The sequence below is a fragment of the Flavobacterium sp. TR2 genome (assembly GCF_025252405.1).
In the GTDB taxonomy this organism is placed as follows: Bacteria; Bacteroidota; Bacteroidia; order Flavobacteriales; family Flavobacteriaceae; genus Flavobacterium.
Genome location: NZ_CP104307.1, coordinates 769,385 through 793,032, shown reverse-complemented (window position 1 = coordinate 793,032; position 23,648 = coordinate 769,385). Strand labels below are relative to the sequence as shown.

The window sequence follows — 23,648 nt, the reverse complement described above, 5'->3', positions numbered from 1 at the left end:
ATTGCGATGTGAGAAAACCAACAAGACCCGAAATTGAAAAAGTATTCGTATATTATAATTGATGATGATGCTGAGAGTATTTTGAAAACCAAAACAGCCGCTTCAGGTTTTTCAGAATTATCTTTTGCGGCGTCGGCATCAAATTTTCAGGACGGTTTAAACTTGGTTTTAGAACATAAACCGGCTTTGATTTTTCTCGAAATCGAACCCAGGGATTTGTCCAGTCATTTGTCTCTGACTTTTATTAGTGAATTGCATCGCTATTTTCAGGACATTCCAAAAATTATTATTACCACAGATAAAAAGGACAGCGCTTTTGATGCCATTCAATACGGTGTGTTTGATTATCTTTTGAAACCCGTTGCGCATATTGACCTCTTAAAAACAGTTTTGAAGCTTAAAAAGGCCAATTTAGAGTCAAAATCATCCGATTTGACCGAAGAGCAGCCTTCTATTGTAATCGATAATGCCAACAGCGTAACGATTCCTCAAAATATCCAAAAACCATTGACCATCTGCATAAAATCGTATGGAGATTATCGTTATTTGAATGCGGAGGATATTTGTTATTTTCAAGCCGATAATAACTCAACCGATATTTATTTGAATACGGGCGAAATGATTACGGCGTTTAAAACTTTAAAGCATTTTGAAAGCGTTTTGACGTATCCTTTTATTCGCATTCATAATAGTTATGTGATCAATCGAAACTATATTTCGCGAATTCATAGCGGAAACTCAATCTGTTACATAAAAAACTCCACAAAAAAGATTCCTTTTTCTAAAACCTACCGAGCAAATGTAGAGCAGATTATTGCCGATTTTGCAGCGGGTAATTATCTAGAAGTCTAAAAACTAGATAATTACACTGATTTGCTACCCATTGACTATCAATTGGGTATGATTGACCACAAACTCAATTTTTTGTATAAATTTTTTTTCATCCTGGTGTTAGTTTTACACTCTCGATTCGCAAGTAAACGGCGGGTCATCTCCAAAAATTAAAACAAATTAAAACCCTCAGGTCATGAAAAAAACAGCTTTAACAATCGGATTATTTTCTTTAGTAGTAGTAGCAACTTCTTTTGCATCAACAGAAGTTCCAGCATATTTAGCAACAAACGATACTATTAAAACATTACCTATCGATGGAGGAGTAAAATCAGATATGGGAAGAAAACATGATTATACAAATCTTGGCGGATTTAGCTCTGATACTCAATTCTCTACTTTAAATCGAAAAATTGATTAAATTTAGAAAAAACAAAATATAAGAGAGGCTATCAATTATTGGTAGCCTTTTTTTGTATTTATACTTTTGCTATTTTTGGTGAAAATCAGAAATCTATTGAAAAAATATAGCCAAATAGTATTGCTTCTATTCTTAATCTTATTTGGTTGTACCAAGAAAGACAACTTATATAAAAATTCAAATTCTTCTAAAGACAGTTTGTCTATTTATCTATCGCAGGCAAACGACATTAATAGGCCTTATGCCTTAAAGCAACAGGATGCAAAAAAGGCATTGTCAATTATTTTAACTGAAAAAGACGACTCATTAAACAAAGTAAATTTATTTAAGGTTGCAAACAGGTATTTTAATATGAATGATTTAGAATCGTATGGGCGCATCTCTAAATTAGTCATCACAAGATCAATCAACAGCAATGATTCAATAAATTTAGCAAAGGCTTATACCTATCTGGGAGATTATTATAGCAGAAAGTCAATTTCAGACAGTGCTTTCTTAGTTTATTTTAAGGCAGAAAAAATGTATAAGCAGATTAATGATAAAAATAATTTGGCTAAAACGTATTTAAGTAAAGCTGATCTTCAATTTAAAGAAAGTGATTTGTTTGAAAGCGAGATTACCATTTTTAAAGCTTTAAAAATACTTAAAGATCAGAAAAATGTAAGCGACCTGCTATATCAATCGTACAATTTGTTAGGCATATTATACAATGAGCGTGAGGAATATAATAAAGCTTTAGAGTTTCACAATAAAGCATTAAATATTCTGCAAGACCAATCAATCCCATCTGATCTCCAGCTTAAAGCAACATCATTGAATAATATCGGTTTTGTTTATTTAACCATGAAGAACTACCAAAATGCAAAAATTAATTTTTCTAATGGTCTTCAGCAAAAAGATTTATTTAAGGAAAGCACACCATTGTATGCCATGTTGTTAGACAATCTTGCCTATTCAAAATTTAAATTAAACGACTTTGAAGATCTTCCCAATCAATTTTATCGATCCTTAAAAATTAGAGACAGCTTAGATTTGACATCAGGAATAATCTTGAATAAAGTGCATTTGTCTGAATTTTATGCCGTCAAAAAAGATACTGTCAAGGCAATTCAACTTTCTAAAGAAGCTTTGTATCTTTCTAGAACATCCAATAAATTAAGAAATACACTCGAAGTTTTAAAGCAATTGGCTGTCGTTGACCACAAAAATGCTTCAGAATACTCGAGAGAATATATTCAATTGAATGATAAATTGCTGAAAGCAGAGCGAAGAATGGGGGAAAAATTCTCCCGCATTGAATATGAAACCAACGAAATTAAAGATCAAAATTCTAGTCTCCAAGAAAAAAATAAAACCTTGGTTTATGTATTTAGTATTTGTACATTGCTCGGATTGTTTTTTTATGTTTATAAAACACAACAGGCCAAAAACCGAGAACTTCTTTTTAAGCAGCAGCAGCAGATTGCAAACGAAGATATTTACAATTTGATGATTTCACAGCAGAACGAAATTGAACTTACGCGAATAAAAGAAAAGAAAAAAGTTGCTCAGGAATTGCACGATGGGGTTTTAGGACGAATGTTTGGCATTCGAATAAGTTTGGACAGTTTGGATAAGCTGGACGAATCTGAAGCTATTTCTAAGAGAAAAAAATATCTTGCCGAATTGAAAAATGTTGAACAGGATATTCGAGAAATTTCACATGACTTAAATAGAGAAAAATCGGAATTAATTAATAATTTTGTCTCGATTCTGAATAAACTATTTGAGGATCAGAAGAATACGTATAGTTCGAAGTTGATTGCTGTTTTTGATCCCGCGATTAAATGGGATTTAATAAGTAATATCGTTAAAATCAATTTGTACAGAATTGTTCAGGAAGGACTCCAAAATTGTAATAAGTATGCCGAAGCTGATATTATTAGAGTGGAGTTTAAAAATGAAAATGATGATTTGGTTCTAACTATCGAAGATGACGGAATTGGATTTAACAGCTATAAAACTAAAAACGGAATTGGTCTGCACAATATAGAGTATAGAGCAAATGAGTGTAAGGGTACAGTTACCATAAAATCTGCCAAAGGAGAAGGAACCATTCTCACCATAAAAGTCCCAATAGAGCCAAATAACAACCTGCATAATAATGACATTTGATTTAACAGCTTCAGTTCCACAATTAGTTAAAAAGAATATCTTGATAGTAGATGACCATCCGTTTATTATTGAAGGATATAAGAATGCTATAACCCGCTATAATCCAAAACAATACGAGTTTTTAATTTCGCAGGCGCACGATTGTAAATCAGGTTATGATATAATAGAAAACAACAACACGCCAAACTTTGATATTGCTTTTTTGGATATCAGTATGCCTCCTTACGAAGAAAAAGAGATTTTTTCGGGTGTAGATCTTGCTAAGCTGCTTTTGAAAAAAATGCCTTCATGCAAGATTGTGCTTTTGACGATGTATACCGAATTGCTGAAAATAAAAACAATTATCAGAACCATTCAGCCCAACGGATTGATTATTAAAAACGATCTTACTTTTGATGAACTCCTTTTGGCTTTTGATAAAGTAATGAAAAATGAAAAATATTACAGCCAATCAGTTGTAAAAATGCTTAATCAATCTACGCACAATGCCATTGAAATTGATCAATACGATAAACAGATATTAGTTAATTTGGCAAAAGGAACTCCAATTCATGAGATGCTGCAAAATATTCCGATTTCTTTAAATGCAATCGAAAAACGAAAGAAACATTTAATGGAATTGCTAAAGGTAAAAAGCGGTTCTGATCAAGATTTAGTCAAAGAAGCAAAAAGCAAAGGGCTTTTTTAGAGGTAAAACTCCAATTAAAAAATTCCAAATTCCAAAACAATAATCAGTCTTGGAATTTGGAATTTTTTTATATCATGATTTCACTCAATTATTCTGTCAAGGCATCCCATCCGCGTGCTTTTAAAGCGATTTTTGTGTTAGCGCGGGTTACAAGATGGATTCCTTCATTTTCTTCCGTCATATGCCCGATAACAGAGAAATTAGGGTTTCCTTTTATTTTATCAAAATCATTAATGTCAATTGTAAATAAAAGTTCGTAGTCTTCACCGCCGTTTATGGCAACCGTTGTACTATCGATATTAAATTCTTCGCAAGTAGAAATAAACTGAGGATCTAAAGGCAGTTTATCTTCGTACAAATTACACCCTACTTTTGATTGTTTGCAGATATGAATAATTTCAGAAGACAATCCGTCTGAAATATCGATCATTGCAGTTGGTTTTATATCTAAAGCATGAAGTAAAGTGCGAACATCTTTTCGGGCTTCAGGTTTCAATTGGCGTTCTACCAAATAAGTATAAGGATCCAAATCGGGCTGATTGTTTGGGTTAACTTGGAAAACTTGCTTTTCGCGTTCCAAAACCTGCAATCCCATATAAGCAGCGCCAAGATCTCCAGTTACAACCAATAAATCTGTTTTTTGGGCTCCGCTTCTGTAAACCAACTCATTTTCGTCAGCTTCACCAATTGCAGTTATGCTAATGATTAATCCTTTTTGAGATGAGGTAGTGTCTCCTCCAATAACATCTACTTTGTATTCTTTTGCGGCAAGCGTAATTCCTGCAAACAATTCTTCTAAAGCCTCAAGCGGAAAACGATTCGAAACGGCAACCGAAACTGTAATTTGAGTCGGTTTTGCATTCATGGCGCAAATGTCAGAAACGTTTACCACAACCGCTTTGTATCCTAAATGCTTCAATGGCATATAAGCCAAGTCAAAATGAACTCCTTCAATTAATAAATCGGTAGAAACTACTACTTTTTTGTCTTTAAAATCAAGAACAGCAGCATCATCGCCAATACTTTTTAGAGTCGATTCTTGAGTAACATCAAAGTTTTTGGTTAAATGGTCAATTAAGCCAAATTCGCCCAATTGCGCTATACTAGTTCTCTGCTGATTTTTATCTTCAATCATTTCTGTTAAGTTCCAAAGTTATTAAGGCGCAAAGGTACAAAGGTTTTTTCTTTTTAAGTAACAAAGTAATAAAGGCTCAGAGGTGCAAAGGTTTTTTATGCACGAATTGCCTGTAGAGGCGCACCGCAGTGCGTCTAACGCCCTGTATATCCTCATTGTTTTGTACATCCTTTGTGTAGACGCACAGCAGTGCGTCTCTATGTTTGTCTGCGCAGCTAAGTTTTTTTCCAGCAGATTTAAATCAATTGCCTCCTGCTTTAGCTGGAGGTCAGTTTAATGTATATATAAAAGGCTTTAGCCGAACATTAAAATTTTGGCTAAAGCCTTTTTGGATAATCATTTTTCTCCCCAGCTAAAGCTGGAGGCAATTCAAAAAAGCAAATTAATGCAGTATCTCTATGATGCATTTCTACGTCAGCAAAAAATATTTTTTAAATTATTTTTTGCTGCTGACAAACTGTTGTCACCGGCCCATTCTACTTTTGAAGTATTAAAAATATTTAAACTTTAAAACCATGAAAACATTAGCTGCACAAGTTATTACGCAAGAAGATTTATTGAAACATTGGCAAGGTCACAGAGCTTTGACACGTCGTGTAATTGAAGCTTTTCCAGAAAAAGATTTCTTCGAATTTTCTATTGGAGGAATGCGACCTTTTGCAAAATTAGTTGATGAACTTTTGGCAATTGCTGTTCCTGCATTGAAAGGAATTGTAAATCGAGACGCTCAGCCATACAAAGAGGGTGAGGAAAAATTGATTTTTAAAGCACAGTATCTTGAAAAATGGGACGAGGCTACAGAAGAAATCAATAAATACTGGGAACAGTTATCGATTGAAGATTTTAATGAGACATTTAATTTATTTGGCCAGTACGAATTTCCTATTATCCATAATATTTTGTATTTTATTGATAATGAAGTGCATCATCGTGGGCAAGGTTACGTATATCTACGAGCTTTAAATATTGAGCCGCCGTTTTTCTGGGAGAGAGATTAATAATTTTTCACTAACTTAATATCACATTTTAAAACAAAGGCTATGAGTTTAAAAAGGATAATGTCCAATTTTGCAGATTATAATTTATGGGTAAACCAGCAATTCATAAATTGGCTTTCGCCAAAAGCTGATGAATTGCTTTATGCAGAAGTTCAATCGAGTTTCTCTACGATCATGAAAACACTAGATCATATCTGGTCTACAGAAGAATATTGGTTTTCTGTAATTTCTGAAAATGATATGACAGAAAAGAAGCCCGAAAACGAATTGTCTAAAGAAGAAATATTTACAGGATTGCTCCATTCGTCTACGAGATTGAAACACCTTATCAATTCATTGTCAGAGGAAGATTTGATGAAAGAAGTTAAAATTACAAATCCGTGGTTTGAGTGCGAACTGCCAATTTCTGAGTATCTGATTCAGGTTATCAATCATGGAACTTACCATAGAGGGCAAATTGTAACAATGGGGCGAAATATCGGAATCACAGATGCTTCAAACACCGATTACAATTTTTACAATGTGGTAAAACAGAAATAAATGAAAAAAACTCCTGTAGATAATTCTATCAGGAGTTTTTTCTATAAAAGCCTTTGTTTGTTGATTTCCAATAATTTCAGAACATTGGTTTTTAATGCGTCAGGTTCCAAAATCTCCGCGTAGTCACCAAACATAAGAAACCATCTCGGAAATGCATTATTAATATCTCTTGACATAAACGTCATTTCGATTTTTTCGCCAACATCTTTTTGCGAAATAAAACCATGATATTTTCTCTCTGTTGCTAAATATCTGGCAATTTTACGGTCAACTAAAAGACGGACTTTTGTTGTCGGGCAGGTTTCAGTTTTAGTTAAATAGGTTTCCAGAGCATCGTGTTCGATAGTAAAATCAACATCTGTTTTTTTAATTCCTTGAATTCTGTCGGTCCTAAACTGACGATAATCTTTTCTAAGATGGCAATAACCCAAGAAATACCAATTATTATTGTCGTGAAAAACGCCGACAGGTTCTAAATTTCGTTGCGTAGTTTCGTCTTTGTCAAAAGTTTTGTAGGTCAGAAGGATTTGTTTTTTCTCTGCAATACCTTCAAAAAGAACGGCCAAAGTATTTGGCGAATTATCATTAAACATCGGTTCTGCATCCTGCATTACGATTCTCGATTCGATGTTCGAAAGATAATCTTTGTCGTTGCTTCTTAAAACCGATTTAAGTTTGTACATCGCCGAAGCATAATGTGTTCCCAAGGATGGATCGGTAAATTTTTGCATTAATTTTTCGGCCGCAATAAAACTGCTGACTTCTTCGCGAGTGAACATCACGGGCGGAAGGCGATAGCCGTCCATCAGGGCGTAACCAACGCCAGCTTCGCTATAAATAGGAACGCCAGATGCTTCGAGAGTTCTAATGTCTCGATAGATTGTTCTCAAACTGCATTCAAAACGATTGGCTAATTCTTGCGCTTTTACAATCTTCTTAGATTGCAATTGAATGAGAATGGCAACAATTCGGTCAAATCGTTTTGGAGTTTCGTCGAGCATTTTCTTCTAGGTTCAAAGGTTTAGTGGCTCAAAGTTACAAAGGTTAAATGTTTAAAGAAATAAAAAAGCTGTTCCAAATTGAAACAGCTTTTATGTATAATCTTGGATACGTATTAAAATCTAAACAATAATCCGAATTTTGGTTGGTCAAAGATGTTTTCAAATAAATTGATGTTTAATTGAAAAGTGTCAGATGATGGGCCATTTTCTGGAGAAACACTGTTGTATGATAATAAATTAGCAAGAGTAAAAGTAACGGCAATGTTTTTAGTTACGAAATAATTTAAACCAACATTGATATTGGCTGTTAGACTATTGCTATTATCTGTACCAGTAATTGGACTTTCGTATTTATTTCTGCCGTATCCCAAACCTACTTCTCCGTAAGCTTTGAATCGTTTTTTATCGAGTTCCAATACATAATATCTTGCGAAACCACCTATTCCAAAAATGTTAGTTTTTTCATCGGTTGCTTCAACTTTATTACTAGAATAGCTCAATTGTCCTCCAACGGCAAATTTATCATTAAGAAAATATCCAAATTTGGGATTAAAAGCATAATAGTCGCGATCTCCACCAGTAGTGATCTGGATAGAACCTTCTATAAACATATCTCCATGTTGAAAAGTAATACCTTTTGCAGAATTCATTTCTGAATCAACTTGGTCTTGCTGTGCATTTGCAAAGTAAAATGTAAATAACGCTAGAATAACAGATAATTTGGTTTTCATAATCTTTTATTTTTTAAAGTTGTAAGATTAAAAATACAATTTTATCTTAAAATTAACTTTGAATTTATCTGAAAGCGTTAAAAAACAAGTGATTAAGTTAATATTTTTATAATTTGTAAGTTTTTAATTACGATATTTTTTCACCCTCAGATATGTCGCTCTGCTGGAGCCGTTTTTGTGTTTTATACAATTTTTTGGATTGTGATAAAAGCCCCAGCGGGGTGAAATATTTATAGAATCCCGATTACGAAAAAAAAGAGCCCCAGCGGGAGCGACATATTTATTGTAAAAAAATCATATGTCGCTCCGCTGGAGCTTAAATATTGTAGATGTCTATTCTGTTCTATAAATATTGGGCTTCTCCGAAGCTAGTCTAAAAATAAAACCCAACAACTTTCGTCATTGGGTTTAGTATATATTCTTGTTTTTTTCTTCTTTTATCTAAAGAAAACTTAGTCATTCAATTTCAAAACAGCCATAAATGCTTCTTGCGGAATCTCAACGTTTCCTACCTGACGCATACGTTTTTTACCTTTTTTCTGTTTTTCAAGAAGTTTACGCTTACGCGAAATATCTCCACCGTAACATTTTGCGGTAACGTCTTTACGAAGTGCTTTAATCGTTTCACGAGCAATAATTTTAGCTCCAATTGCCGCCTGAATAGGAATATCAAACTGCTGTCTTGGAATTAGCTCACGTAATTTTTCGGTCATTTTTTTACCAATGTTGTAAGCGTTGTCCTCGTGAATTAATGCTGAAAGCGCATCGACAGTTTGAGCATTCAAAAGAACGTCAAGTTTAACCAGTTTTGAAGTACGCATTCCAATTGGAGAATAATCGAAAGAAGCATAACCTTTAGAAACAGTTTTTAAACGATCGTAGAAATCAAATACGATTTCCGCCAATGGCATATCAAAGTTCAACTCAACTCGTTCTGTTGTTAAGTAAGTTTGGTTGGTAATCAAACCACGTTTTTCGATACATAAACTCATAACGTTTCCAACGAAATCAGCTTTTGTAATGATCGTAGCTTTAATAAATGGCTCTTCAACTCTGTCAAGTTTTGAAGGCTCTGGCAAGTCTGAAGGATTGTTTACAACGATTGGCGTTTCTGGATGTTTCTTCGTGTAAGCCAAATACGAAACGTTAGGAACTGTCGTAATTACAGTCATATCAAACTCTCGTTCCAAACGTTCTTGGATAATTTCCATGTGAAGCATTCCTAAGAATCCGCAACGGAAACCAAATCCTAATGCCGCAGAACTTTCAGGAGTAAAAACTAATGAAGCGTCGTTCAATTGTAGTTTTTCCATCGAAGAGCGCAAATCTTCGTAATCTTCTGTATCAACGGGATAAATACCGGCAAAAACCATTGGTTTTACATCCTCAAAACCAGCAACCATATTTGTTGTCGGAACTTTTGCGTCTGTAATGGTATCACCAACTTTTACTTCGCGAGCTTCTTTAATTCCAGAAATCAAATACCCAACGTCTCCTGCCGAAACTACATTTTTAGGAACCTGATTAAGTTTTAAAGTTCCAATTTCGTCAGCAAAATATTCGTTGTCTGTAGCCATGAATTTAATTTTCTGGCCTTTTTTGATTTCACCATTCACAACTCTAAAGATTACCTCAATTCCGCGGAACGGATTGTAAACCGAGTCAAAAATTAAAGCTTGCAAAGGCTCTTCTGGATTTCCTTTTGGAGCAGGAATTTTTTCGATAATGGCAGCAAGAATGTTCTCTACACCAAAACCAGTTTTTCCTGAAGCATGAATAATATCTTCCAATTTACATCCTAATAAATCGATAATATCATCGCTAACTTCTTCAGGATTCGCACTTGGCAAATCGACTTTATTCAAAACCGGAATGATTTCTAAGTCATTTTCTAGTGCTAGATATAAGTTTGAAATCGTTTGTGCTTGAATACTCTGTGCGGCATCAACAATCAATAAAGCTCCTTCGCAGGCAGCGATAGATCTCGAAACTTCGTATGAAAAGTCAACGTGTCCAGGAGTATCAATTAAGTTTAAGATATATTCTTCACCTTTGTATTTGTATTCCATCTGGATGGCATGACTCTTAATGGTAATTCCACGCTCACGCTCCAAGTCCATGTTGTCAAGCAATTGCGCTTTTTCTTCACGAGCTGTAACGGTTTGTGTAGCACTTAGTAATCGGTCAGCCAATGTACTTTTACCGTGGTCAATGTGTGCAATAATGCAAAAATTACGTATCTTCTTCATTTGTATATATCAGTTCTCTAAAACGAGTTTTAAGTATTTTTGGGTGTAAAAACAGACTAAAGCAATTGCTTTAAAGGATGTTATTAAGGCGCAAAGATAGCGCAAAGTTTTGGATTCTGGAATGCTGATCTTCGATAGTTGAAAGATGTGAATTAAAATTGGGGCTAAAATTCGAAATTAAACCCTTTTTCAGTTAATTTTTTGTACATCTGGTCATCAAATTTATAAAGTTTTGCTGCTCTGTGCGAAACGTCTTTTTGTTTTTCTTCTAATGCCGTGAGGAGTTTCATGTGCAGAATTTTTCTTCTGAAATTCGATTTGTCCAATTCGATTCCTAGAATCTCTTCGTATAAATGCATCAATTGCAGCAGAGTAAATTTTTCTGGCAGGAGATTAAAGCCTATCGGAGCTTGGCGAACTCGGTTTCTAAGCTGTAAAAGGCTGAAATTTAAAATTTCATTATGGTCAAAAATCAGCTCGGGAATTTCATTGATTTTATACCATTTTGCTTCAATCACCCGTAAACTGGCTTTAATATTATAATCTTCACGATTGACCAAAGTATAATAGCCAATAGTCACAACACGTCTTTCTGGAACACGCTTTGGATCTGTAAATGCCTTGAGCTGTTCCAGATAAATATTTTCGAGTCCTGTAAGTTCCTGTAAAATACGCTGTGCGGCATCATCGGCACTTTCTTCCAGCTGAAGCCACCCGCCTAGAAGACCCCATTTGCCTTTGCTTTCGCCTTGTGCGTGCTGAACCAAGAGCACTTCTAGACTCTCTTTATTAAATCCGAAAAAAACACAGTCAATCGTGATTCCGTCTACAGCTGGTTTATGATGATTGGTAGTTATTTCAGTCAATTTATTATGGTCGTGTTGTTGTTATATATTGAAAATCAGAATTCAAAATTGAACCCTTTTTCAGTTAATTTTTCATAGATTTCTGGATCAAACTTATACAATTGCGCAGCGCGATGAGAAACGTCCTGCTGTTTTTCGTCTAAAGCAACCAATAGTTTCATGTGCAGAATTTTTCTTCTAAAGTTGGGTTTGTCCATTTCGATCCCTAAAATTTCTCCGTACAAATGCATTAACTGCAACAAGGTGAATTTTTCTGGCAGTAGATTAAAGCCGATAGGCGTTTGGCGAACTTTATTTCTAAGATGTTTTATGCTGTAATCTAAAATTTCATTATGATCGTAAATCAGATCGGGAATTTCATTGATTTTGTACCATTGCGCATCTGAAGCGGTAAAACCTGCTTTAATGTTATAATCTTCTCTTTTGACAAGAGCGTAATACCCAATTGTGATAACGCGTCGAAGCGGAAAACGATCTGGATCTCCAAATGCTTTCAGCTGTTCCAGATAAATATTATCCAGTCCAGTAAGTTCGTTCAATAAACGATGGGCAGCATTATCTGTACTTTCTTTTTTATAAATCCATCCCCCAGGAAGCCCCCATTTTCCTTTGCTGATACCCTCGGCGTGCTGCACCAAAAGCACTTCAAGGCTGCCTTTATCAAAACCAAAAATGACGCAGTCAATCGTAACGGCATTCATCGGACTGTTTTCATTTTTTAGAGCAGTTTTGTCGTCTACATTTTCAACCATATATGAGATAAATTTTGACAAATTAAATAAATAAAATCATTATTAGCCTTTTTGAAAGGCTTATATTTTTCTTAACTAAACAAATTTTTGATAATCAGATGCTTAAAAATGGATCAGAAAAAGCCCTGTTTGAGAGCTGTTTTTAAGTGTCTGATTGTCAATTTTATAAAACACTGATTTTTTTATAATTTTCATTTTAATTCTAATCATGATTTTACAGTATTGCTAAAAATGGGTTAGGATTTCTCAGAATCGCAGAAAAATATACCTAATATTTTGTTAATATATAAAATTGTTTTACACTTGTGGTCAAGTTTACCATAAGTAAAAAAGAACAAAACTACCCTTTGCCGGAAAATATACTATTTATTACACCGCTTAACCGCAAAGCAAAAGGACAAATTGAATTGGTGATAATTGGTGTAATTCGTGGCAAAAAAAATAGCCACAGATTAAAAGGATTAAAAAAGATTAAAATAAAAATCTGCTTAATTCTGCGAGAAAAAAAATAAACAAATAGAAACAGAGGTTTTTGTTTTGAATAAAAGAAATTAGAAAGAAACTAGTTTCCCACACATAGAAAGCTATGTGAATTTAAACAAGTGAAACGCCTTTTTAAAATTCCAATAAGCTATGTTTCTATGTGTTTAAAAATATAGTCACAGTTTTAAAATCTATATAATCTTTTAATCAGTGGCGAAAAAAATATAATACCAAAAACATGAAAAACTATCTAATTCTTCCGGCTGTACTGTTTTCAATAGCAGTTGGCTATAGTCAAAAAACGAAAAACGCTTACGAATTGGCTTCGCCAAACGGACAAAATAAAATCAAATTTGAGCTGGTAAAAAATGCTCCTAAATATGCCGTTTCTCACGGAAAGACTGAAGTGATTTCTCCGTCAGATATGGGATTTGTATTGAAAGGAAATGAAGATTTAAGTTCAAACTTTGAAATTAAAGGAGCCAAAACTTCAACGTTTGACGAAACTTGGGAACAAGTTTGGGGAGAAAAGAAAAACATCAGAAATCACTACAATCAATTGGTAGTTGATTTGCAGCAAAAAACAGGAAACAAAAGAAAATTGCAGATTCAGTTTCGTGCTTTTGATGATGGAGTCGCTTTCAGATATGTTTATCCGAAACAAAATGTGAAAGACAGTATTTTTATCATGGATGAAAAAACGACTTTCAATCTTAAAGAAGATGGAAAAGCTTGGTGGATTCCAGCCAATAGAGAAAACCGTGACGAATATTTGTTTAAAGATGCTCCTGTAAGTACGCTAGATACCGTGTTAACTCCATTAACAATCGAAAGCAAAAGCGGATTGGCTCTAAGTTTCCACGAAGCAAACTTGTATGATTTTGCAAGTATGACTTTGGTAAACACAAAAGGAACAGAATTAAAATCAGATTTAGTGCCTTGGGCTGATGGCGTAAAAGTTCGCGTGAAAGATTCGTTTACTTCATCATGGAGAACCATTCAAATTGGAGAAAATCCAGGCGAATTAATCACTTCTTATCTGGTTTTAAACCTAAACGAACCAAACAAATTAAAAAATACCAACAGCTATTTCAAACCATACAAATATTTAGGAATATGGTGGGGAATGCATATTGGAAAATATACTTTCTGGGAAAGCGACAAACAAGGCGCAACAACCAAAAATGCCGAAACGTATATCGATTTTACAGCAAAAGAAGGTTTTCACCATTTATTGATCGAAGGATGGAATAAAGGCTGGACGCCGGGTTGGTACGAAAACCGTATGCATATGTTCAGCTTCACAAAAAGCGCTGATAATTTTGACTTAGAAAAAGTGGTTGAATACGGAAAGAAAAAGAATATCGAATTAATAGGATACCACGAAACAGGTTCGAACTTAATTAACTACTTAAAAGAAGTCGACGAAGGTTTTGCTTTGTACAAAAAACTAGGCATCCATACGGTAAAAATCGGCCATGTAGGTTCTAAATTGAATATGAAGCAAATGCACTTCGGACAGTTTGGAGTAAATTATTTCAGATACATTTTAGAAAAAGCGGCACAATACGATTTGGCAGTTTTATACCACGAATCAATAAAAGATACGGGAGAAAGGAGAACTTTTCCAAACATGGTTTCCAGAGAAGCAGCACGCGGACAAGAGTATAACGCTTGGAGCGAAGGAAACCCGCCAAATCATTTAAGCATTATTCCGTTTACAAGATTGCTTTCTGGTCCAATGGATTTCACGCCTGGAATTTTTGATGTTGAGGTAAAACAAGGTTACCCAGGAAAAAGAATTCAAGGAACCGTGGGTCAGCAATTGGCATTGTACGTTACGATTTATTCACCAATTCAAATGTTGGCCGATCTTCCAGAAAACTATGAAGGAAAACCAGCTTTGCAATTCCTAAAAGACGTTCCGACAGATTGGGAAGACACTAAAATCTTAGAAGGAAAAATTAGCGAATATATCACAACAGCAAGAAAAGACAGAAATAGCGCCGACTGGTATTTGGGAACTCTCACCAATGAAAAACCTAGAAATGTAGAAGTTTCATTATCTTTCTTAGATCCAAAAGCGACTTACGAAGCGCAGATTTATGTAGATGCTGAAGGAACAGATCAAACACATAATCCAGAAGCTGTGGCAATTTCTAAGAAAACAGTAAAAGCTTCAGATAAACTGCAATTGAAATTAGGCGGTGCTGGAGGTGGCGCAGTGAGATTTAAAAAAATATAATTATTAATTTTCGATAGAGACGTACTGCGTCTTTAATAGATGTTAATCCTTAGTTTTATATGTTTAAAATAATTTCACACAACGGACGAAACTATAATTTGAGATAAAACCACAAACATAAAAGAATATTAACTGGATTTGAAGACTGCGTGAGGAATCAATCTTTGAATTCAAAACAACTAACTATCCATGAAAAACAAAATGATATTCCTTTCATCAGCTTTGGTTTTTGCATTTTTGACTTCTTGTAAAAATGATGCGCAAACATTAGCTTCAAATTCGGTACAGACCGAAGAATACGTTGGAAAAGAAATAAGCACAGATCATGATGCCGAAATCGACAAATTGATTGCGCAAATGACATTAGAAGAAAAAATCGGAATGCTTCACGGTAACAGTATGTTTGCCAACGCAGGCGTAAAGCGTTTAGGAATTCCAGAATTAAAAATGGCCGATGGCCCGCTGGGAGTTCGTGAAGAAATTTCAAGAGACAATTGGGCTCCGGCTGGTTGGACAAATGACTTTGCAACCTATTATCCCGCAGGAGGCGCTTTGGCAGCAACCTGGAATGCCGAAATGGCGCATACTTTCGGAACCAGTTTAGGAGAAGAGTTGCGCGCAAGAGACAAAGATATGCTGCTTTCGCCAGCGATCAATATGGTAAGAACACCGCTTGGAGGAAGAACTTACGAGTATATGTCGGAAGATCCGTTTTTGAATAAAAAAATCGCTGTGCCTTTAATCGTTGGTCTACAGGAAAAAGATGTAATGGCTTGTGTAAAACATTATGCGGCAAACAATCAGGAAACAAATCGCGATTTTGTAGATGTGCAAATTGATGAGCGTGCACTTCGCGAAATTTATCTTCCAGCTTTTGAGGCTTCGGTAAAAGAAGCAAAAGCATACAGCATCATGGGCGCTTACAACAAATTTAGAGGAGAATATTTGTGTGAAAACGATTATATGCTGAATAAAATCCTTCGTGACGAATGGGGATTCAAAGGTGTAGTAGTTTCTGACTGGGCTGCGGTGCATTCGACAGCAAAATCTTTGAAAAATGGTTTGGATATCGAAATGGGAACGCCAAAACCTTTCAATGAATTTTTCTTAGCAGACAAATTAATTGCAGCAGTTAAATCTGGCGAAGTTTCAGAAAAAGAAATTGACTTGCACGTAAAACGCATTTTGAGAGTTTTGTTTCAAGTGAAAGCAATGGGCGGAGGCGAGCGTGCAAAAGGAAGCATCGCAACCGAAGCGCATTATCAAGATGCTTACAAAATTGCCGCTGAGGCAATCGTATTGCTGAAAAACGAAAACAATGCATTACCTTTAAAATTAGATGGGGTAAAATCTATCGCAGTAATTGGAAACAATGCAACAAAGAAAAATGCTTTGGGCGGATTTGGAGCCGGAGTGAAAACCAAAAGAGAAGTTACGCCTCTTGATGGTCTTAAAAACAGATTGCCTTCATCAGTAAAAATCAATTATGCTGAAGGATATTTAGAACGCTACGATAAGAAAAACAGAGGGAATTTAGGAAACATTACGGCTAATGGTCCAGTAACAATCGACCAATTAGATCCTGCAAAAGTTCAAGAAGCAGTAGAAGCCGCTAAAAACTCAGATGTTGCCATTGTTTTTGCGGGTTCAAATCGCGATTACGAAACAGAAGCTTCAGACCGTAGAGATTTGCACTTGCCTTTTGGACAAGAAGAATTAATCAAAAAAGTAATTGAAGCTAATCCAAAAACTATTGTTGTGATCGTAGCGGGTGCTCCATTTGATATTAATGAAGTAAGCAAAAAATCTTCTGCTTTAGTTTGGAGCTGGTTCAACGGTTCTGAAGGCGGAAATGCTTTGGCCGATGTGATTTTAGGAAAAGTAAATCCGTCAGGAAAACTGCCGTGGACAATGCCTGTAGCTTTAAAAGATTCTCCTGCGCACGCAACAAACAGCTTCCCTGGAGACAAAACAGTTAATTACGCAGAAGGAATTTTGATCGGATACCGTTGGTTTGACACCAAAAATGTTGCGCCATTATATCCTTTCGGTTACGGATTGTCATACACGACTTTTGCTTTTGGAAATGCAAAATCTAACAAAGATTCTTATGCTCAAAATGATGTCATCGAAGTTTCAGTTGAGGTTAAAAACACAGGAAAAACAGATGGAAAAGAAGTAGTTCAGTTATACGCTTCAAAATCTGATTCTAAAATTGCTCGTGCAGCACAAGAGCTAAAAGGTTTTAAAAAAGTAGCTGTTAAAGCTGGAGGTTCTGAAAAAGTAACGATTAAAATTCCTGTAAAAGAATTAGCATATTACGATGTAGCTTCCAAAAAATGGACAGTTGAGCCAGGAAAATATACTTTGAATATAGGAAACTCTTCTAGAAATTTAAAATTCAAAATTGATGTAACAATCAAATAAACCAGTTAATGCTATAAAATAACCAAACTCTCAACGCCAGCCCATAAAAGCTGGCGTTGATGTTAACAGCGATTTCGAAATTGCAGGCACAGACAAAGTTTTTCATTCCGCGAAAGCGATCATAAAAGACAGCAACCTAATTGTTTCAAGCGATAAAGTTCAAAATCCAGTATCAGTGCGTTACGGTTGGGCAGACGACGACACGGCAATAAACCTTTTCAATAAAGAAAAATTCCCTGCTTCGCCTTTCAGAACCGATAATTGGGAGATGCTGACGGCTAATGAAAAATACAAAGCGAGTAAGTAGTTTTCCAGTGATTAATACTTAGTCTCTAGTAAAGAGTTAGATATTCCACAACGATATATGTTCCGCTAGGAACATTTCATCGGCAGCAACGGATGAAATCCGTTGATGAAAAAATGAACGCCACAATAATGTTCCATAGGAACATCTGATTGATTACAAGTTTTTGTCCTAACAGTCTCAAAGTCTCGGGATAAAACCTGTTAGGTATCACTAGATTTTTTTATTAGTTTAGATAAAAATAAATACCTAACAGTTTCGAAGCTTCGGGACTCTTAGGATAAGATAACCAGCTATGATAAAAAAAACATTTTTCATCTTACTTCTCGCATCATGCAGCACAAACATTTCGGCGCAATCCAAAAATGTTTTATGGTACAAACAGCCCGCAGAATTCTTTGAAGAAAGCTTAGTTTTAGGAAACGGAAAAATGGGAGCGACCGTTTTTGGAGGCGCCAATTCAGATAAAATTTATCTGAACGATATTACGCTTTGGTCGGGCGAACCCGTAAATGCCAATATGAGCCCCGAAGCATACAAAAATGTTGCGGCAGTTCGTGAAGCTTTAAAAAACGAAAACTACAAACTGGCAGAAGAATTAAATAAAAAAATTGAGGGAAAAAATTCCGAATCTTACGCGCCTTTAGGAACATTAGAAATCAATAATTCAGAGAAAGGAAAAGCCGTAAACTACCACCGAGAACTTGATTTTTCGAATGCCGTATCAAAAGTAAGCTACGAAATGGCAGGCATAAAATATACTCGGGAATATTTTGTGTCTGCTCCAGATAAAGTCATGATTATCAAATTGACAGCCGATCAAAAAGGAGCTTTGAATTTTGATATTAATCTAAAAAGCCTTTTAAAATCAAATGTTGAAGTACGAAACAATATTTTGGTTCTGACGGGTTCTGCGCCAATTCATGAAAACGCAGGATATAATGTTGTGCCAAAATATTTGAGTTTAAAAGAAAGAGGAACAAGATTTACAGGATTAGTCCAAATTAAAAAAACAGACGGAATAATTACAAGTTCGAGAGAAACCCTGACTTTAAAAGATGCCACAGAAGCCATAATCTATGTTTCTGTTGCGACAAGTTTTAACGGTTTTGATAAAAATCCAGCATCCGAAGGATTAGACGAGGTTTCAATTGCCTTGCAAAATCTGAATAAAGCTTACGCAACACCATTCGACAAATTAAAAGAATCTCACATTGCCGATTATCAAAAATTCTTCAGTCGCGTCAATTTGGATTTAGGCAAAACAACTGCTCCAGATTTGCCAACCGACGAACGCTTACTGCGCTACGCTGACGGAAAAGAAGATAAAAATCTCGAAATTCTATACTTCAATTACGGACGCTATTTGTTAATAAGCTCTTCAAGGACTTTGGGAGTTCCCGCCAATTTGCAAGGACTTTGGAATCCGTATGTAAATCCGCCTTGGAGCAGTAATTATACTATGAATATCAATCTGGAAGAAAATTATTGGCTGGCAGAAAACACCAATCTTTCCGAAATGCATTCTTCGCTTTTGAGTTTCATTAAAAACCTTTCGGTAACAGGAAAGGTAACAGCCAAAACTTTTTATGGAGTAGATAAAGGCTGGGCTGCTGCACACAATTCAGATATTTGGGCAATGACCAATCCGGTTGGGCAGTTTGGAAAAGAAGATCCAATGTGGGCGTGCTGGCCAATGGCGCAAGCATGGCTGAGTACGCATATATGGGAGCATTACACGTTTACGCAAGATCTGGCTTATTTGAAAAAAGAAGGCTATCCGCTAATGAAAGGCGCGGCAGAATTTTGCTTGGGCTGGCTCGTAACCGATAAGAACGGAAACTTAATTACTTCGCCATCAACATCACCAGAAAATCAATATAAATTGGCGGATGGTTTTGTAGGAGCAACATTGTACGGAGGAACAGCTGATCTAGCCATGATTCGCGAATGTTTTGATAAAACGATAAAAGCTTCAAAAGTATTAAATACAGATGCCGATTTGAGAAAAAAATTGGAAACGGCGCTTTCAAAATTGCATCCCTACCAAATTGGCAAAAAAGGAAACCTGCAGGAATGGTATTTTGATTGGGATGATAATGAACCAAAACACCGCCATCAATCGCACTTGTTTGGACTTTTTCCTGGCGATCATATTACGCCATTAAAGACTCCAGACTTAGCCGAAGCTTCAAAGAAAACATTGGAAATAAAAGGCGACGAAACGACAGGATGGTCAAAAGGCTGGAGAATCAATCTTTGGGCTAGGCTTTGGGACGGAAACCGTGCTTACAAAATGTTTCGTGAATTGTTGCGCTATGTCGATCCTGACGGAAAGAAAACAGAAAAACCAAGAAGAGGAGGAGGAACCTATCCGAATTTATTCGATGCGCATCCGCCATTTCAAATTGACGGTAATTTTGGTGGTGCAGCAGCCGTTGCCGAAATGTTAGTGCAGTCAGACGAAAACGAAATTCGATTATTGCCCGCTTTGCCAGATGCTTGGGAAGAAGGTTCTGTAAAAGGAATTTGTGCAAGGGGCGGATTTGAAATTGAAATGACTTGGAACAATAAAAATCTAACTCACGCCGTAATCTCTTCTAAAACAGGAGGAAAAACAACTCTGATTTTCGGGGGCGATAAAAAAGAAATCGTTTTGAAAAAAGGAGAAAGCATAGAAATCAATTTATAGATTAGACATTTGTAATATAAAGCTCCAGCGGAGCGGCATAAAAATCATCACAATCAAATATGTCACTCCGCTGGAGCTCTTTTTCTTTGCCTAATCGGATTTCTATAAACATTTCGCCCCGTTGGGGCTTATTACATTCGGACTATTTAATTTCTATAAATATATTGCCTCGCTGAGGCTTTTTCAGGACAACTCAAACGGTATGACTATTATTTTTCTGCCTGCTCTTTTTCTTCTTCTGGTTGCTCAGAATGTTCTTTCTTGAACGTTTCGTACCATTTTTCAATCGATGGGTAAACAAAAGCGGCAACTTTTTTTACCGGATTGTAAAAAATAGATTTGTCCAGTGTTTCTTTTTTAGCAAAAGTGTTGTTGAAATTTATTTTCTCAAACAAAGCAATAAAAATGCTCAGGATCAGAATGGTTTTTAAAACCCTGAAAAATCCGCCTCCAAGTTTATTCATCCAGCCTAGCATGGCAAAATCGGCAATTCCCGTTAAAATTTTGGCTAAGAAATACACTCCAATTACTACTAGAATAAACGTCAGGATAAAAGCCGTAATTTGAATATTGGTCGGATTCCAAGAAACGTGTTTTGAAATCATTCCTGTCATTAAGGAAGAAAATTTAATGGCAAGATAAATTCCTAACAGCAGCGAAATAAAAGAAGCAACTTCTACAAATAATCCGTTTTTAATGCCTTTATATAAACTATAGCCTAAAAGCGCGGCCACAATAATATCAAAAAAACTCATGTTTGGTTTTGTGTTTAATGAGGCGCAAAGATATGTTTTTTTTAAGGTTCGGGGGTGGAGAGAGGCAAAGGTTCAAAGGTTTTTTGTAGAGCTCTTTTGGTATGCGTTTATTTTTTTAGGTGCAATGTATTGAACTCTGTATCTTTGCAAATCAAAATTTAGAGTTCAGATTGCGATTCTGCTACTTCAGAATTGGATTTTCAAGTAATCTAACATCTAAAATCAACAATCTAAAATCATACAATGTCTAGAGATACACAATTAAAAGAGCGATGGGAAAAGCTCGTTGATATGCTTTCCAATCAGTTTTCGCAGGGCGAAGACCTTGATTTGGATGCCATAATTTACCTAATCGGCGTTCAGGAATTTGGAAAAGTGCACCGCCAGTTTAAGAAAGACGAAAAACTAAACCTAATGCACATTGCCATTTGCCGATTGCTGGAGCCATACGGTTTTTACGAATTTGAATACTTTGACGAAGAAGGCTGGCCGCATTACAAAATAAAAGAGCAGCTGCCATCGTTAAAAGCAGGTGAACAGTCGGTTTTAATGAAAGAAGCCATTGTGAATTATTTTTTAGAAAGAAAACTTATTGATTAGATTTTTTTAGTGTTCAGTGCTGTAAACTGTGACTAAGTAGGGGGACTGATCACTAAAAAATCTGTAAACTGAATACTAAAAGCCTAACCATTAAAAAAGAATGTGCCGCTACGCCATGACATCTTATAAGCCTCATTATGCTTGTTTTAATTGCCGAAAAGCATTTAAAAGAAGATTGATGGTTGATATAAAAAAAGGAGAAACGTCTGTTTTTGAAGCCAAATGCCCGCAATGCGGAGAATTAATGGCAAATATGGGACTGGATTTTGAATCGCCTAAAAAAGATGATATCAAAAAATGGGAACATATTAAAAATCTGTTTTCTGTTGGCATTACATTTCATTCTTGCGGCTGCAGCGGTCCAGGCTATATTCCGAATTCAAAAGAAAAATTGATCGAATATTTTGAAGGGATCAAAAAAGGCTATCTTAAAAATATGGACTTTTGGCGCAACAGGGTTGAACCTTCTTCGAAACAAGAGAAAGAACGGGATTTGAATAAAAACTGGCCTGAATTAAGCCGTATTTCTTCTAATTATAAAAAGGAAATAGTAAGCAATCAGGAAGGTTTAGATTATTGGCATCTAAAGATTAAACAAGTTGAAGAAAAGTTAAATCTGATAAAATAATTTACAGAAAACCTAAAACTGCGACTGTGACTGCACACTTTAAACTAAAAACACTAAATTTGTACTCTCAATTATCGAAGGAAAATGATAGATAAGATTAAACAGCATATAGAGGAAGCAAAAGCCTTTAATGAGAAAAATAAAGAATCGTTAGAACAATTCCGTATTAAATATTTAGGCAGTAAAGGGTTATTGAAAGAACTTTTTAATGAGTTTAAGAATATTCCAGTTGACCAGAAAAAAGATTTTGGACAAGTAATCAATACTTTAAAAGCTGTTGCTGAAGAAAAAGTAAGAGTTATTCAGGAAGAACTTGAAAGCAAAGAAGAATCTAAAGGAGTTTTTGGCGATTTAACACGTTCGGCAGAACCAGTAGTCATTGGTTCGCGCCATCCTATTTCTATCGTTAAAAATCAGATTATAGATATTTTTGCCAATATCGGGTTCAATGTTTCTGAAGGGCCAGAAATCGAAGACGACTGGCATAACTTTACAGCATTAAACTTGCCAGAATATCACCCAGCTCGTGATATGCAGGATACGTTTTTCATCCAAACCAACCCAGATGTGCTGTTGCGTACGCATACATCATCTGTTCAGGTGCGTTACATGGAAAATCATAAACCGCCAATTCGTACCATTTCTCCGGGACGCGTTTTCCGTAACGAAGCAATTTCATCACGTTCGCACTGTATTTTCCATCAAGTGGAAGGGTTATACATTGATAAAGATGTGTCTTTTGCCGATTTGAAACAAACGTTGCTTTATTTCACAAAAGAAATGTTCGGAAAATCTAAGATTCGTCTTCGTCCGTCATATTTTCCATTTACAGAACCAAGTGCTGAAATTGATATTTATTGGGGACTAAAAACAGAAACTGATTACCGTATCACAAAAGGAACAGGGTGGTTAGAAATTGGAGGTTGCGGAATGGTAGATCCAAACGTATTGAAAAACTGCGATATCAATCCAGATGAATACAATGGTTTTGCCTTCGGAATGGGAGTAGAGCGTATTGCAATGCTTTTATACCAAATTGGAGATATTCGTATGTTCTATGAAAATGATGTTCGTTTCTTAGAGCAGTTCAAAGCAAATATTTAATTTTTAGTCGAAAGTCGAAAGTCGAAAGTTGAAAGTCTCCTAAA

21 protein-coding genes are annotated in these 23,648 nt (G+C 35.6%); 14 read left to right on the top strand and 7 right to left on the bottom strand.

What is annotated here, in order from left to right; translation table 11 throughout:
• Positions 1-33 precede the first annotated feature (33 nt).
• The 4 genes from N4T20_RS03925 (at position 34) to N4T20_RS03910 (ending at position 4,094) form a co-directional block, all read left to right on the top strand.
• Entirely contained in the window at positions 34-852 is an 819-nt protein-coding gene (locus N4T20_RS03925) for a LytR/AlgR family response regulator transcription factor (protein WP_260671802.1), read from the top strand.
• 175 nt (positions 853-1,027) lie between these two features.
• Positions 1,028-1,252 (top strand): hypothetical protein, encoded by a 225-nt coding sequence (locus tag N4T20_RS03920; RefSeq protein ID WP_260671801.1) that lies wholly within the window; start codon positions 1,028-1,030, stop codon positions 1,250-1,252.
• Positions 1,253-1,348: 96 nt separating this feature from the next.
• The gene (locus N4T20_RS03915) at positions 1,349-3,406 is read left to right on the top strand and encodes a tetratricopeptide repeat-containing sensor histidine kinase (protein WP_260671800.1); all 2,058 of its coding nucleotides are present in this window, start codon (positions 1,349-1,351) and stop codon (positions 3,404-3,406) included.
• Positions 3,396-4,094, top strand: coding sequence for a response regulator transcription factor (locus tag N4T20_RS03910; protein WP_260671799.1), 699 nt, complete (start codon positions 3,396-3,398; stop codon positions 4,092-4,094). The genes N4T20_RS03915 and N4T20_RS03910 overlap by 11 nt, the downstream gene beginning before the upstream one ends.
• Before the next feature lie 88 nt (positions 4,095-4,182).
• On the opposite strand, the gene thiL is transcribed toward N4T20_RS03910, so the two are convergent.
• Entirely contained in the window at positions 4,183-5,229 is a 1,047-nt protein-coding gene (thiL, locus tag N4T20_RS03905; protein ID WP_260671798.1) for a thiamine-phosphate kinase, read from the bottom strand.
• Between the two features lie 313 nt (positions 5,230-5,542).
• Between thiL and N4T20_RS03900 the strand changes: the two genes are divergently transcribed.
• Genes N4T20_RS03900 through N4T20_RS03890 form a run of 3 tightly spaced genes read left to right on the top strand, consistent with a single transcriptional unit; the run spans position 5,543 to position 6,767 of the window.
• Positions 5,543-5,740 (top strand): hypothetical protein, encoded by a 198-nt coding sequence (locus tag N4T20_RS03900; RefSeq protein ID WP_260671797.1) that lies wholly within the window; start codon positions 5,543-5,545, stop codon positions 5,738-5,740.
• Positions 5,741-5,744: 4 nt separating this feature from the next.
• The gene (locus tag N4T20_RS03895) at positions 5,745-6,227 is read left to right on the top strand and encodes a DinB family protein (RefSeq protein WP_260671796.1); all 483 of its coding nucleotides are present in this window, start codon (positions 5,745-5,747) and stop codon (positions 6,225-6,227) included.
• 42 nt (positions 6,228-6,269) lie between these two features.
• Positions 6,270-6,767, top strand: a complete 498-nt coding sequence (locus N4T20_RS03890) for a DinB family protein (protein ID WP_260671795.1) — start codon at positions 6,270-6,272, stop codon at positions 6,765-6,767.
• Positions 6,768-6,808: 41 nt separating this feature from the next.
• Here N4T20_RS03890 and N4T20_RS03885 read toward each other — a convergent pair whose 3' ends face one another.
• The 5 genes from N4T20_RS03885 to N4T20_RS03865 all read right to left on the bottom strand — a co-directional run bounded on the left by N4T20_RS03885 (position 6,809) and on the right by N4T20_RS03865 (position 12,366).
• Positions 6,809-7,768, bottom strand: coding sequence for a helix-turn-helix transcriptional regulator (locus tag N4T20_RS03885; protein ID WP_260671794.1), 960 nt, complete (start codon positions 7,766-7,768; stop codon positions 6,809-6,811).
• 113 nt (positions 7,769-7,881) lie between these two features.
• Positions 7,882-8,499 (bottom strand): porin family protein, encoded by a 618-nt coding sequence (locus N4T20_RS03880; protein ID WP_260671793.1) that lies wholly within the window; start codon positions 8,497-8,499, stop codon positions 7,882-7,884.
• A gap of 452 nt (positions 8,500-8,951) precedes the next feature.
• The gene (gene lepA, locus N4T20_RS03875) at positions 8,952-10,748 is read right to left on the bottom strand and encodes a translation elongation factor 4 (protein ID WP_091494300.1); all 1,797 of its coding nucleotides are present in this window, start codon (positions 10,746-10,748) and stop codon (positions 8,952-8,954) included.
• A gap of 164 nt (positions 10,749-10,912) precedes the next feature.
• Positions 10,913-11,614, bottom strand: coding sequence for an NrtR DNA-binding winged helix domain-containing protein (locus N4T20_RS03870; protein WP_260671792.1), 702 nt, complete (start codon positions 11,612-11,614; stop codon positions 10,913-10,915).
• Positions 11,615-11,649: 35 nt separating this feature from the next.
• Positions 11,650-12,366 (bottom strand): NUDIX hydrolase, encoded by a 717-nt coding sequence (locus N4T20_RS03865; RefSeq protein WP_260671791.1) that lies wholly within the window; start codon positions 12,364-12,366, stop codon positions 11,650-11,652.
• A 721-nt stretch (positions 12,367-13,087) separates the two neighbouring features.
• Between N4T20_RS03865 and N4T20_RS03860 the strand changes: the two genes are divergently transcribed.
• The 4 genes from N4T20_RS03860 (at position 13,088) to N4T20_RS03845 (ending at position 20,517) form a co-directional block, all read left to right on the top strand.
• Entirely contained in the window at positions 13,088-15,094 is a 2,007-nt protein-coding gene (locus tag N4T20_RS03860; RefSeq protein WP_260671790.1) for a glycoside hydrolase family 97 protein, read from the top strand.
• A gap of 189 nt (positions 15,095-15,283) precedes the next feature.
• Complete coding sequence (locus N4T20_RS03855) at positions 15,284-17,521, top strand: glycoside hydrolase family 3 C-terminal domain-containing protein (protein ID WP_260671789.1); 2,238 nt, start codon at positions 15,284-15,286, stop codon at positions 17,519-17,521.
• Between the two features lie 175 nt (positions 17,522-17,696).
• Positions 17,697-17,828: a hypothetical protein gene (locus tag N4T20_RS03850; RefSeq protein ID WP_260671788.1), complete on the top strand. Its 132-nt coding sequence runs from the start codon at positions 17,697-17,699 to the stop codon at positions 17,826-17,828.
• A gap of 292 nt (positions 17,829-18,120) precedes the next feature.
• Positions 18,121-20,517: a glycoside hydrolase family 95 protein gene (locus N4T20_RS03845; RefSeq protein ID WP_260671787.1), complete on the top strand. Its 2,397-nt coding sequence runs from the start codon at positions 18,121-18,123 to the stop codon at positions 20,515-20,517.
• Positions 20,518-20,726: 209 nt separating this feature from the next.
• Here N4T20_RS03845 and N4T20_RS03840 read toward each other — a convergent pair whose 3' ends face one another.
• Complete coding sequence (locus N4T20_RS03840) at positions 20,727-21,272, bottom strand: CvpA family protein (RefSeq protein WP_260671786.1); 546 nt, start codon at positions 21,270-21,272, stop codon at positions 20,727-20,729.
• Positions 21,273-21,515: 243 nt separating this feature from the next.
• Between N4T20_RS03840 and N4T20_RS03835 the strand changes: the two genes are divergently transcribed.
• From N4T20_RS03835 to pheS, 3 genes are all read left to right on the top strand, one after another.
• Positions 21,516-21,872 (top strand): hypothetical protein, encoded by a 357-nt coding sequence (locus tag N4T20_RS03835; RefSeq protein ID WP_260671785.1) that lies wholly within the window; start codon positions 21,516-21,518, stop codon positions 21,870-21,872.
• A 178-nt stretch (positions 21,873-22,050) separates the two neighbouring features.
• Positions 22,051-22,500, top strand: a complete 450-nt coding sequence (locus tag N4T20_RS03830) for a hypothetical protein (protein ID WP_260671784.1) — start codon at positions 22,051-22,053, stop codon at positions 22,498-22,500.
• Positions 22,501-22,584: 84 nt separating this feature from the next.
• Positions 22,585-23,604 (top strand): phenylalanine--tRNA ligase subunit alpha, encoded by a 1,020-nt coding sequence (gene pheS / locus N4T20_RS03825; protein WP_260671783.1) that lies wholly within the window; start codon positions 22,585-22,587, stop codon positions 23,602-23,604.
• Positions 23,605-23,648: the final 44 nt, after the last annotated feature.

Excerpts from the sequence above, each read along its gene's own strand:
- pheS (WP_260671783.1), top strand. The coding sequence starts at position 22,585 with ATGATAGATAAGATTAAACAGCATATAGAGGAAGCAAAAGCCTTTAAT.
- N4T20_RS03910 (WP_260671799.1), top strand. The coding sequence starts at position 3,396 with ATGACATTTGATTTAACAGCTTCAGTTCCACAATTAGTTAAAAAGAAT.
- N4T20_RS03855 (WP_260671789.1), top strand. The coding sequence starts at position 15,284 with ATGAAAAACAAAATGATATTCCTTTCATCAGCTTTGGTTTTTGCATTT.
- N4T20_RS03845 (WP_260671787.1), top strand. The coding sequence starts at position 18,121 with ATGATAAAAAAAACATTTTTCATCTTACTTCTCGCATCATGCAGCACA.
- N4T20_RS03920 (WP_260671801.1), top strand. The coding sequence starts at position 1,028 with ATGAAAAAAACAGCTTTAACAATCGGATTATTTTCTTTAGTAGTAGTA.
- thiL (WP_260671798.1), bottom strand. The coding sequence starts at position 5,229 with ATGATTGAAGATAAAAATCAGCAGAGAACTAGTATAGCGCAATTGGGC.
- N4T20_RS03890 (WP_260671795.1), top strand. The coding sequence starts at position 6,270 with ATGAGTTTAAAAAGGATAATGTCCAATTTTGCAGATTATAATTTATGG.
- N4T20_RS03835 (WP_260671785.1), top strand. The coding sequence starts at position 21,516 with ATGTCTAGAGATACACAATTAAAAGAGCGATGGGAAAAGCTCGTTGAT.
- N4T20_RS03880 (WP_260671793.1), bottom strand. The coding sequence starts at position 8,499 with ATGAAAACCAAATTATCTGTTATTCTAGCGTTATTTACATTTTACTTT.
- N4T20_RS03865 (WP_260671791.1), bottom strand. The coding sequence starts at position 12,366 with ATGGTTGAAAATGTAGACGACAAAACTGCTCTAAAAAATGAAAACAGT.
- N4T20_RS03860 (WP_260671790.1), top strand. The coding sequence starts at position 13,088 with ATGAAAAACTATCTAATTCTTCCGGCTGTACTGTTTTCAATAGCAGTT.
- N4T20_RS03885 (WP_260671794.1), bottom strand. The coding sequence starts at position 7,768 with ATGCTCGACGAAACTCCAAAACGATTTGACCGAATTGTTGCCATTCTC.
- N4T20_RS03830 (WP_260671784.1), top strand. The coding sequence starts at position 22,051 with ATGGTTGATATAAAAAAAGGAGAAACGTCTGTTTTTGAAGCCAAATGC.
- N4T20_RS03840 (WP_260671786.1), bottom strand. The coding sequence starts at position 21,272 with ATGAGTTTTTTTGATATTATTGTGGCCGCGCTTTTAGGCTATAGTTTA.
- N4T20_RS03895 (WP_260671796.1), top strand. The coding sequence starts at position 5,745 with ATGAAAACATTAGCTGCACAAGTTATTACGCAAGAAGATTTATTGAAA.
- lepA (WP_091494300.1), bottom strand. The coding sequence starts at position 10,748 with ATGAAGAAGATACGTAATTTTTGCATTATTGCACACATTGACCACGGT.